Raw genomic sequence first — 10,591 nt, 5'->3', positions numbered from 1 at the left:
GACTACTCGCTCCCTGCTCTTGCGTATCCTCAGCCATCACCACTCAGTGGCTGGCGCCGCCTACCTCGACAAGGCGGCCTGCACGCCACGGTTACCGACTGCGTCCAATTGCCGTTCGAACTCGGCAAATTTGCGCAAGGCTCGGATCGGTTCGAAACTGGTGGAAGCGCGCCAGTGCTCCGGGACCTCCGCCTCGATCCAGTTCCAACCATCCGTGTTGCCGGTGAAATGCACGCCCATCCGGTGGCATTCTAGAAATAGCAGCAGCTGCCATGACGAATAATAGGTAACGACCGTGTCCGCCTTGAAGCGCACGTCTCCATTCTGTTCGCCAACGCGAACCTTGAAGTGGTTCCACGTCACAAACTTTCGCCGCTTGGGGTATTGAACGAATTGCCGCCATTCCCGATTGGGATGGTCCAGGGGATGGGGATGGTCGAGCGGATCGGCCCGCTGGCGACGAAGATTGGCGTTCTGCCTAGCTTCTTCGAGAGCGCAGGCTGCATGCCAGCGCTCGCCGTCGGGCTCACGCGTGCCAACAGGCTCCCAGCCATATCGTTCATCGTTGAACCAGCGCCGCTCGATCTCATCGGGATATCTCAGTCGCAGGCGCGGTATGAGAATGCGTTCGCGCTCGAGATACTCCATCGTGTCCGGAGTTGGACGGTGGTGGAGGATGCGCATCTTTGCGACCTCGCCGATAAACTGTTTCAGCTCCAGATACCGATCGATACGCATCCTGTTTCCTTGTTTGAAATATATATGCTATTATCTAACAAAACGAAAGGAGCTTTGCAGGATGGACAGCGTGAAAAATCGTATCATGCGGCGCGTTCGCGCAAAGCGGCGTGGCTGGGTCTTCACGCCGTCCGACGTCGCGGACCTAGGTTCGCGGGGCGCGGTCGATGTCGCGCTTCAGCGGCTCGTCGATGCCGGCCAGGTCCGGCGCCTTTCTCGCGGCCTTTACGATTATCCGAAGCGGCATCGCAGGCTTGGACTATTGAGCCCTTCGGCAAGAGATCTTGCCAAGGCGATCGCGCGCAAGAATGGCGTGAAGATCGGTCCTTCCGGTGCAACGGCCGCTAACAGGCTTGGGCTATCGACCCAAGTCCCGATGAAAACCGTATTTTCGACCGATGGAAAGTCTGGAAGCCATGATGTTGGTGGGAGAACCATCATGCTCAAGCGCTCGCGCGCGCCGCTCATCAAGGACGGGTCGGGTCCGGCCAATACGGCGATCCAGGCGCTTTCTCACGTCGGGAAGGGCGGTGTCGACAGAATTGTCATCCAGCGGATCGCCGGCTCGCTCGCGGACAAGGATGTCGACCAGATGGTCAATGCGCGACCCCAGATGTCCGGGTGGATGAGCGATGCTGTGATAAAGATCGCCGAGGCGCATGATGGATGACTTCGCTTGCCTCGAAACCGGCGAGCGGCGCGAGATCATCGAGGAGTGTGCAGCCCGGCGCAACATGAGCGAAACGGTCATCGAAAAGGATTTCTGGGTCTGCTGGACGCTGCGCCGGCTCATGGATGATGCTGAGCTAGCGCCATATCTGACGTTCAAAGGCGGGACGTCGCTTTCCAAGTCCTACAGTATCATCGAGCGGTTTTCCGAAGACATCGACCTGACCATCGCGCGCGATGCGCCTTACGTTCGTGATGGCGCGTCGCCGCTTGACGATGAGATCAGCAACAAGGAGCGTGGTCGACGCACGGAGACGCTCAAGTCAAATGCACAAAGGTTCGTGCACGAAGCTGTGGCGCCTCGGCTCCGACAGGCGATCGAGGAGGTGCTCCAAGGCGGGGAAGGCTGGAAGCTTGTACCCGATCCGGATGACAACGACCGACAAACCCTGCTTTTCATTTACCCGCCAACGAGTGGCTATGGCCTCAGCTACGGAAACGACTACGGTGGGCGTGCCGATGCGGACTACATCAAGCCCCGCATCAAACTCGAATTTGGCGCGAGAGGCGATCCGGAGCCGAGCGAGATCTTACCGCTGTCGCCCTACATCGCGGAGGAATTTCCGGATTTAATGCCCTCTGCGCAAGTGAAGGTGCCGACGCTCGCCGTGGAGCGTACTTTCTTCGAGAAAGCCACTATCCTGCACGCGCTCGCGCACAACGGCCGTCTGCGCCCGGCCATGTCACGCCATTACTACGACACCTTCATGCTGGCTCGAGCGGGCATTGCTGCGCGCGCAGCAGCCGACCCAGCGCTTCTAGCATCGGTGGTCCGGAATAAAAGCCTGATGTTTCCCGACAAAAAGGCGTCTTACGAGACGGCAAATCTTACGGGCCTCACTCTGTTGCCGCGTGACGAGGACCTGCCGGAGCTGCGCAAGGACTATGCGGCGATGGAAGTAATGTTCGCTGGCGCTCGCCCGAAATTTGACGAACTCTTGGAGGGCCTTGCCGAATTGCAAGGGCAATTGCGTGATCAAGGCGCTATTGGGGATGATGCCTGAAGCAACAAGGAGCGAAGCATTTCCTTTTACCACCCAGAGCCGTCGGTCGCCGGCATGCTTGCTTACCGCCCCCTCGCCCTAAGCAAGGCCGTTCCTTCAATAGAACAGCAACGTCCGATTTAAGGCGGTGCTCGACCAAGGGTAAATGTCCGAAATTGGGGGGCAAAGCCAACACCGTTCTTGTTTGATGGCAGCCCGAATAGCGGCGACGAAATCACCTTGCCGAGCGTTAACGGTCGCCCCGACTCATGTCGATGAGAGCCGCTTTGCGAGGCGCGCGCTGGCCCCGCTTTGTGCGGCGAGCCTCGCCCCGTAGCGCATGACCGTTGCTGGATCGCGCCAGCGATAGGCTTGCATGATCGCGGGCAGCCCCTCCCCCGCCGCAAAATTGTCTTGAGCCACCCCGACCCGGATCGAATGGCTCGAGATGTCGCTCACCCAACGCTCTAGCCGTTGTTCGCTCATTTCGCCCAGCAGTCCTCTCGCATGCGCCGCGCGCACCATCCTACGGTATATCAGCGTGATGCTGTTGGGATGCAGCGGACGATTGCCAACCCGGCTGACCGACCCGTCGAAATGCACCTCGACCCGACGTAGCAGCGGTCCCGAGCGGATATCTGTCGCCTTTTTCCAGGCGCGGATCGCTTGCATCGTCGCCAGGGACAGATAGGCATAGGCCCCCTCCCTTTCGGCATCGGTCTTGCTCGAGGGGATGAACAGCACCCCTGCCCCGCCCTCGCCCGCCTCGATATGATCGATCTCGATCGCCACCAGCTCGGAACGCCGACAGGCGGTGTCGTAAGCGACCCGCAGCAGCGCCGCATCGCGCAGGCCTAGCCAGTCGCGCCGGCAGGCTTTCAGAAGATGCGCCAGGCACACGCCTGTAGGCGGTCCGTCGAGATCGGCGATATCGCCCTTGTAGCGGATTCCCTTCGCCTGGCGCTGGCGTGTGCCACGCGCACGGCGCATGGCCTTCAATTCGAGCTTCACCAGCGGTGCTGCGGTCGGATCTGTCAGCCCCGCCATCCTATAGGCCATGCCGACATGGACGAGATAGCGCGCGATCGTCGCGGGCGCGCGTTTCCTGATCGGGGTACGCAGCCGGCACTCAGTTTCCAGGCCGCCAAGCGCCCTCACCCATTTCGCGACCAGCTTCCCGTCCGCGTCGGAGGCCCTCACCCTGTTCGCGCGACACCAATCGCCCCAGAGGCCAAGATCGGAAAGAAACGCGCGCTTGGTATTGGCCGACCACGCGCGCGCCGCCGCGTCGATCATGGCCGGATCGATTGCCGCACTAGCGTCGGCGAGCGCGGCGACGGTCGCGATCACGGGCTCGCTCTCGCGATCGGCAAACCCGTTCGACGCGAGCGCTGAAACGCCGTTCGGAGCGATTTTGGAGGCCATTTGGTGGTTTTGTGCCAATCCTGACAGCTTGTCTAGTGGTGATAAGCAGGCATTATCAACATTACGTGCCTTCCTCAGTGGACTGAACCGCTCGTTTTAAACTACTATTGATACATGTCACGTCCGGCTCGTCCTCTTTGTGCGATACTCTGGTCGCCCGATCTGGTCGATGAGTTCGGCCGAACGATGGCATCGATCGGTCGCCTTGACGCCCGGATATCCGCCAGTTCGGTTGCCCCCGCGTGGATGCTGCGAGCCAGCTGGACCGGCTACGCCACAGCTCTGAGGCTGCAGCGGCACGAAATCGACGAAATCGACGTAATTTCACATTTCACCGGCGTTTCGATCCCGGGCCGCCCCCCCGTTGTCACCGCGGGCGATCCGTTCGGCGCTTACGCCGATTGGGCCGCAGAGCTGGCAGCCGGTCACGACCGTCATTGGCGCGAGGACATACCCTTTACCTTCGACATTCCCGATGGCTGGCGCGACGCCCCTCCCCTCGCCCGCGCCCTCGCCGTTCTCGATTCCTGGTCGCGGCAGGATAACACGCCCGCTCCCTGGCTGGCGTTTCCCAAGTTGCTGCGGCGAATGAATTTGACCAGGAACCCACTCCCTTGCCTGGTGACCGGCGACCCGGGCCTTCGCTTTCTTCACGGCACGCGGGAAGCCCAGCTTAAGCGTTTGCTCAAATCCTTGCGAGAACTAGCCGACGAAGGGTTGCGGCGTCTCGGCCGCCTCGAGGGCTATCGTATGCGCTACGGCGCTGCTGTCGGTGCCGAGCATCGTCCGGGCCATCTTCCCCGGTTAGGAACCTTGGCACTCGAGACGCCCTTCCTGGCCGCGCGAACACTTGTTGACCGATTTGACATCACACTCTCGGGAGCCGGGAAGCTCCTCTCAAGAGCGGCTGAAAAGGGTCTGCTGGTAGAAACAAGCGGTCGGACGAGCTGGCGTCTCTATGTTACTCCCGATGTCGGGATTGCCTTGGGGATTGTTGCACCCCCGCGCGGGCGTCCGCCCTCCCCGTCGCGCTCGTCACCGGCCCTCGACACTGTTCTTGCCGAGTTTGACAGAGAAATGGCGGAGATCGATCAGATGCTGTCGGATCATTCGCGAAAGCACACCGAAACTTAGAGAAGCTTTTCGATCGCCGCCATGATCGTCGTCTTATTAGCTCCTGAATTCGGGAGGATCTTGATGGTGAGCCCTGCCCCATTGGTCGGCCTGGTCACCGAGAGCATCGGAACACCGGATTTGGTCGGCACGGTTTCGGTCTGGACCTTCGTCCTCGGCTTGCCAGGCGCGGTGGTCGCCCTGATCAGGCGTTTAGCCGTCTCAGGCCCGGAAAGCGGTTCGCTCCCCGAGCTGCGTTCAGCAAGGATCGCCTCCGTCTCCTTGCGCATCGCCGAAAGCGAGCGCATTTCGTTGGCAAGCGGCTTAAGGTCTCGCGCGATGCGCACGGTGATGTCGTGACGATCGGCAAAAGCTACGATGAGTTCCTCGGGTAGCCGCGCGACGTTGAGCATCCGGCTGAGCCAGGACTTCGATATGTTGAGGTGCTCGGCCATCTGGGTAAGCGAGCCCTCGTAGAATTCGGACAGCGCCGCTTCGTACTCATGAGCGCGCTCCCAGTCGGTGATGTCCTTGCGCGACCGATTCTCGACATCCGATACCCGGAACGCCTCCTCGTCGGTAAGTTGCTGGACGGTCACCAGATAATCGAACTCTGGATGGTTGTGCTCGCGCAGCCACTGCACCGTCCACCAGCGCCTGACGCCGGCAATGATCTCGTAATCATGCTCTGGGTCGTCGCGCAGTCGCCTGACGATTGCCGGGATGCGCTGCTTTTTCGCCGAAAGGAAGGCGTCGATGAGATCGCGGCAACTCTCCTCCGATAGATGATCGAGATCGCGATTGTGGAGACGCCATGGCCGGCAGCGGGCTGGATCCACGAACTCCGTGCGATCCGTTACAACCTTACCCGATGCCAGGCGATTGAGCGCCTCGCTGCGACTGGCCATTATGCTCCTTGCCGGCGCCTCCTCCCCCTCCTCGATGTCATCATCGATCGATTCGGTAAGCAGCGAACCGAAGCCCTTATTACCCTTGGCCAAGACTCAATCTCCGTTCGTGTGTTGCCGTGGCGGCAGTTTGTTGCCACGTGGCAACGGCACTCTGAATGGTCTCGTACACCAGCTGACCATGGCAATGCGCCGGCACCGGCACGGGACTCGCCTGATAGCTATATCTCATTGATTCAGAACGACCTTCCAGATCGTTGCCACGTGGCAACATCATGCCATCACCTCCCCTGCCCGGCTCGCCCAGCTGCCGATAACTTCCTGCTCGATCTCCTCACAAACCGCATTGAGGTACTTCACGCACCGCATGTGCACCTCGCGTGACGTTACCGGCCGATCGAGCTCGAAAACGGTCTTGAGGCGTGAACTCGCATTGTCGATTTCGGCGCTCGTCGGCATTATCGATGTAAGCAAAGACCCGCCGAACACATCGCGCATCATGGCCAGAAGCTCGCGATGCATCGACTTGTTCTCGTCGACGCGGCTCGCGACCACGCGGATGAAATTGTAGGCCGGTCGCGCCCTGCCCCCCAACTGCTCGAGCTGTTCCATAGTGGTTCTCGCCATATCGACGAAGGATACAGTCGAAGAGAAGTCGATCACGCTTGGCGGCATCGGGATCACCATGGCATTCGCTGCCTGGAGAACCGCCATCGACACCATTCCGAGAGCCGGCGGCGGATCCATGATAACGACATCATAGTCGTGAACGACCTCGCCGATCGCATTCGAAATCAGATCAATCACATCGAAGCTTCGCGTCTGAGCCAGGTGCGCAGCTATCTCATACTCCAGATTATAGAGCTTGAGATTTGAAGGGATAAGGCTGAGGCCGTGAAAGTGCGTGTCCCGGATGATCGAGCGGACCCCGAGCAACTCGGGGTCGTGAAACTGCCCGTAAAGCGTATCGTTCTCACCGAGATCGATATCGGGACGATATCCGAACATCATGGTCGAGCTGGCCTGGCTGTCGCAGTCGACGAGCAAGGTCCTGTACCCCTTAATCGCAAAGTGCTGCGCAAGGTGCACCGCGATCGTCGACTTGCCGACGCCGCCCTTGAAGTTCGACACCGAGATAATCGCCGGCGTGTCTTCCGGATCGCGCCAAGGCCTTGTTCCGAAAACCTTGCGCATCTTATCAAGCTCGGTGAGATTGTACGGCAAGCGGTGACCCGAAGGGGTGCGACTGCGCTCGGGCAAACGGCCATCGCGTTCGGCCTCTCGGATTGCCGATGCCGTTCGATCGACGAGTTCTGCGGCCTTCGAGATGGGGAAGGTTGGGCCCGCCTTCTCTCCGGTTTCGGGATCGAGCGCGTGTGTCTGGAGCCGCTTGAGAATTGCCAGTGACTTGCGATGAAGGGAACGGAGATCATCGGTTGCTGAGCTGCCTGGAAGCCCATCGGCTGAAATCTTGGTGGCCATCTACTATCCTTCTTGGAAGTCTGGACATCAATTTAGCCCGAGTTGACGCTTTCAGCAACGACTTGGCCAAAAAACTTACAGCTACACCGATGATCTCCGAGCCACTTGCGGGCAGTCGCGGGCGAGTAAACGCGTTCGCCGATGATCTTCGAGCCCTTTTGAACTGCTTGATCCAACCATCGGACTCGCAAAACCGAGCTGTGGACGAAAACCGATGATCTCAGAGCCAGGCCGATGAACTCAGTGCAGAAATGCAATGATCTCGGTGCCTAAGAACCGATGATCTCAGAGCGCATACCTACTTATAGAGAATCTCCTCCTTCGAATCCGATTCGCAATCGGTTAAATTTTGAGTTTGAAAGTTTGATATTGGCATGTTTTGCTCAACGGACCCGACATCATCGGTGATTTTGCAGGTTTTCGGCCACAAATCGTCCGTAAATCGCCAAAGGGCTTGATTTAGCCCCCCAACCCTGTTGTTGATCCAGCCACCGAGGCCCGCCGAATCGGGGGAGGGGACTATGACGCAGGATGACAAGAAACCGGTTGGCCACCAATACGCTCTGGCAATGCTGGCTGGCGGCGAGAAACAGGTCCGTACACTTGCCGAGCATGCTGGCTCGCAACTGACGCTCGACGCATTCCTGAGAGTTCAGGACGAAAACCCGGTGCCGGCGTTTCTGCATTCGGCGTTATGCGCCATGTCGCTCCCAACAAAGCGCCCCAAGGACGAGTTCGAACCGATCATTCGCGAGGACGGTCGCTATGCGCTGGCAATCAATCCCCGGCCGGTGCTGCAGGAGATCGATGGCAAGCGAGTGATGAAGAGTCTGGGTGTTCCTTTCGGATCCTATCCCCGCGTGGCGCTAATCTACATGCTCTCGCAAGCGGTTCAGCAACGGTCGCGCGATGTTTATCTCGGCCGCAATTTCACTGATTGGATGCGGCGTCTCGGATATCAGACGATTTCATACGGGCCACGCGGTACTGCCAATCTGATGAAGCAGCAGGTCGATCGGTTGCTTGCCTGTGAATGGCAGATCAGATGGGACGGCGCCGATACGGACCAGAACGCCTTTGCCGTCAGGGATGTAAAGATTTCCAGCGAATATGCCGGCTCGCTGGACAAGGACGGTGCCTTCGCTCGCGAAATCAGAATGTCGGAGGTCTTCTATCAGCATCTCGTTGAACATGCGGTTCCACTCAATGAAGTGGCGATCCGAGAACTGAAGGGAGCGCCGACCGCGCTCGATCTCTACACCTATCTTGCCTACCGGCTCCCCCGTGTTACCGCCGAGCGCGGCCAGGCACTCTCGTGGGACCAGTTGGCCAAGCATTTGGGCAACGCCGCGGACAGCAAACGATTTCGCCAGACCGTCCGTGAAACAATGCAACTTGTTACATCAGTCTATCCGAACGCCAATGTCGATGTTTCGGGGAGGAAGGTCGTCCTTTATCCTTCACCAGCGCCGCTCGAGAAGAAGCTCGTTGGAGCCCATCTACGGCTCGTTGGAATCGAACCGCGCAGCAAGCGGAAAGCCCTGTCCAAAAGGACAGGCGAAGCAGAGGGCAGGGCGAAGACGTTGCCGGAAGTCGAAACCTTGGCGTTTCCGTCAGGGTCGCTTCAGTATGGAAAGCGCGAAGAAGCTTTTTTGCGGATTGGCCGCGAAAAGGGTACTCCCTGGGATGTCGATCTGATGGCGAGCCAATTCCGCAGTGGCTGCCCGGACTTCGAACGCCCTCGAACCGAGAAAGAATGGCTTCGCATCTGGGAAAGTTTCGTCATCTCCTATGCCAAGCGGAGAGCCGCGCACCAATAGGAGCGGTGCACTTACGCCCATACGGACGATCGCGCAGAGGCACCAACCTTCTCGTGTGGTGTCCCGCCACCGTTGCCATATAGTCCTACGATACGCGCATCGTCGGCTTCTTGGTTTCACGGGGACACCGAGAACACAATGAATCTTGCCACATTCCCGGCGAAACGGGCTTTCCGCTACCATTGAGCAGAGGCAATTCCTGGGAAGGCTTGATTGCCCTCCGGTCGATCCGCTTGTGCGTTAACTCCAAAAACCAGAACCACGAAATTCGGGATAAAGCACTGACGAACCTCTCGACCTTGGCCTCTTGTGTTGGCTGAGAAAGGAACATTGACCCTGGAATCAGAAAAAGATTTTTCACAACCACACCTTTGGCGTGATTTGAATATCGCCAGACCCCCTGAGACCGGCAAGCATGGTGCAAGTATCAACACTCGTCTCGGTTTCATTCTTAAAAGTGGAGGAAGAGGTTCGGGGTAAAGGAGGAGCAACTATGCTGACCTGTCTGAGCCCAACTCAGGAAACAATCGACACGGTAGCAGGACTTCGCGGCAAGTGGCATGGCAGCTACGCCATGTGCCGATGTCCAGCACACCGCGACAGCACGCCGTCCCTCTCGATCAGGCAGGGCCAGCACGGAATACTGGTACACTGCTTTGCCGGATGCCAAAATGAAGACGTACTGCGAGCAATCTCGCGAACGCGGCCCGTATTCAATTCGCCAGCACCCAAATTTCAGCCAAGTCCATCGTCAGCGAATGCGCGGCGAATATGGGACCAGGGCCGGGAGATCTGCGAAACGCTCGCTGAGGCATACCTGAAATCGCGCAATCTTCCGTTGGATCTCCGCGATATCCGTTACCACCATAAATGTCCGTTCGGACGCAAACCCAATGCCGTCTTCAGACCCGCGCTTCTCGTTGCGGTGAGGGATCGCCTGGAGATCATGGCAATCCAGCGTATCGCGCTCGGATCGAAAGGGCTGTGCCACAAAGGCAAATACATGCTTGGGCGGCCGGGGATGGGCGCCTGGTCACCGTCGTTCAAAGGCGACACGCTCGGCCTTGCGGAGAGCATGGAAGATGCAGTCGCCTACACCAGGATCAAAGGAATTCCGTGCTGGAGTACGCTCGGAGCCGAACGCCTGGCTCTTGTCCGAATACCGGACGGCGTAAAGACGGTCGTGATCGCCGAGGACAACAACAGGGCAGGGCGGCTTGGCGCACTGGCGGCGATTGAGGCGTACGCGACTAAAGACCGGACGGTTCTCCGCGATCCTCCGCCACGAAAGGCGGGCGACTGGGCCGAGGTGAACGAGAACACTGGAGGATAGGACTGCGGTTCGAGGGGGAGGGGAGAGGGAAGCTTGGTTGCGGATCAACATCAGGAGCAG

9 protein-coding genes are annotated in these 10,591 nt (G+C 59.1%); 5 read left to right on the top strand and 4 right to left on the bottom strand.

The window, feature by feature from the left end:
* Positions 1–60: 60 nt before the first annotated feature.
* The gene (locus FHS75_RS15235) at positions 61–738 is read right to left on the bottom strand and encodes a hypothetical protein (RefSeq protein WP_179408522.1); all 678 of its coding nucleotides are present in this window, start codon (positions 736–738) and stop codon (positions 61–63) included.
* A 61-nt stretch (positions 739–799) separates the two neighbouring features.
* Between FHS75_RS15235 and FHS75_RS15230 the strand changes: the two genes are divergently transcribed.
* A complete protein-coding gene (locus tag FHS75_RS15230) occupies positions 800–1,408 on the top strand; it encodes a DUF6088 family protein (RefSeq protein ID WP_179408521.1) in 609 nt (202 codons plus the stop codon).
* A complete protein-coding gene (locus tag FHS75_RS15225; protein ID WP_229735661.1) occupies positions 1,398–2,471 on the top strand; it encodes a nucleotidyl transferase AbiEii/AbiGii toxin family protein in 1,074 nt (357 codons plus the stop codon). Before FHS75_RS15230 ends, FHS75_RS15225 begins: the two co-directional genes overlap by 11 nt.
* 246 nt (positions 2,472–2,717) lie before the next feature.
* On the opposite strand, the gene FHS75_RS15220 is transcribed toward FHS75_RS15225, so the two are convergent.
* Positions 2,718–3,875: a tyrosine-type recombinase/integrase gene (locus tag FHS75_RS15220; protein ID WP_179408520.1), complete on the bottom strand. Its 1,158-nt coding sequence runs from the start codon at positions 3,873–3,875 to the stop codon at positions 2,718–2,720.
* Positions 3,876–4,061: 186 nt separating this feature from the next.
* Here FHS75_RS15220 and FHS75_RS15215 point away from each other — a divergent pair, with 186 nt between their 5' ends.
* Positions 4,062–5,009 (top strand): hypothetical protein, encoded by a 948-nt coding sequence (locus tag FHS75_RS15215; RefSeq protein WP_063612554.1) that lies wholly within the window; start codon positions 4,062–4,064, stop codon positions 5,007–5,009.
* On the opposite strand, the gene FHS75_RS15210 is transcribed toward FHS75_RS15215, so the two are convergent.
* On the bottom strand, positions 5,006–5,989 hold the full coding sequence (locus FHS75_RS15210) for a ParB/RepB/Spo0J family partition protein (RefSeq protein WP_179408519.1): 984 nt from the start codon (positions 5,987–5,989) through the stop codon (positions 5,006–5,008). The genes FHS75_RS15215 and FHS75_RS15210 overlap by 4 nt on opposite strands.
* A 180-nt stretch (positions 5,990–6,169) precedes the next feature.
* The gene (locus FHS75_RS15205) at positions 6,170–7,378 is read right to left on the bottom strand and encodes an AAA family ATPase (protein ID WP_179408518.1); all 1,209 of its coding nucleotides are present in this window, start codon (positions 7,376–7,378) and stop codon (positions 6,170–6,172) included.
* A 521-nt stretch (positions 7,379–7,899) separates the two neighbouring features.
* On the opposite strand from FHS75_RS15205, the gene FHS75_RS15200 reads away from it, so the two are divergent.
* Positions 7,900–9,198, top strand: a complete 1,299-nt coding sequence (locus tag FHS75_RS15200; protein ID WP_179408517.1) for a replication protein RepA — start codon at positions 7,900–7,902, stop codon at positions 9,196–9,198.
* Between the two features lie 493 nt (positions 9,199–9,691).
* Positions 9,692–10,531, top strand: a complete 840-nt coding sequence (locus tag FHS75_RS15195; RefSeq protein ID WP_063612713.1) for a DUF7146 domain-containing protein — start codon at positions 9,692–9,694, stop codon at positions 10,529–10,531.
* The last annotated feature ends 60 nt before the right edge of the window (positions 10,532–10,591 follow it).

The organism is Novosphingobium marinum (assembly GCF_013408095.1).
Classification (GTDB): Bacteria; Pseudomonadota; Alphaproteobacteria; order Sphingomonadales; family Sphingomonadaceae; genus Novosphingobium; species Novosphingobium marinum.
The sequence above is the reverse complement of the archived record's forward strand: the minus strand, read 5'-3'. Positions and strand labels throughout refer to the sequence as shown.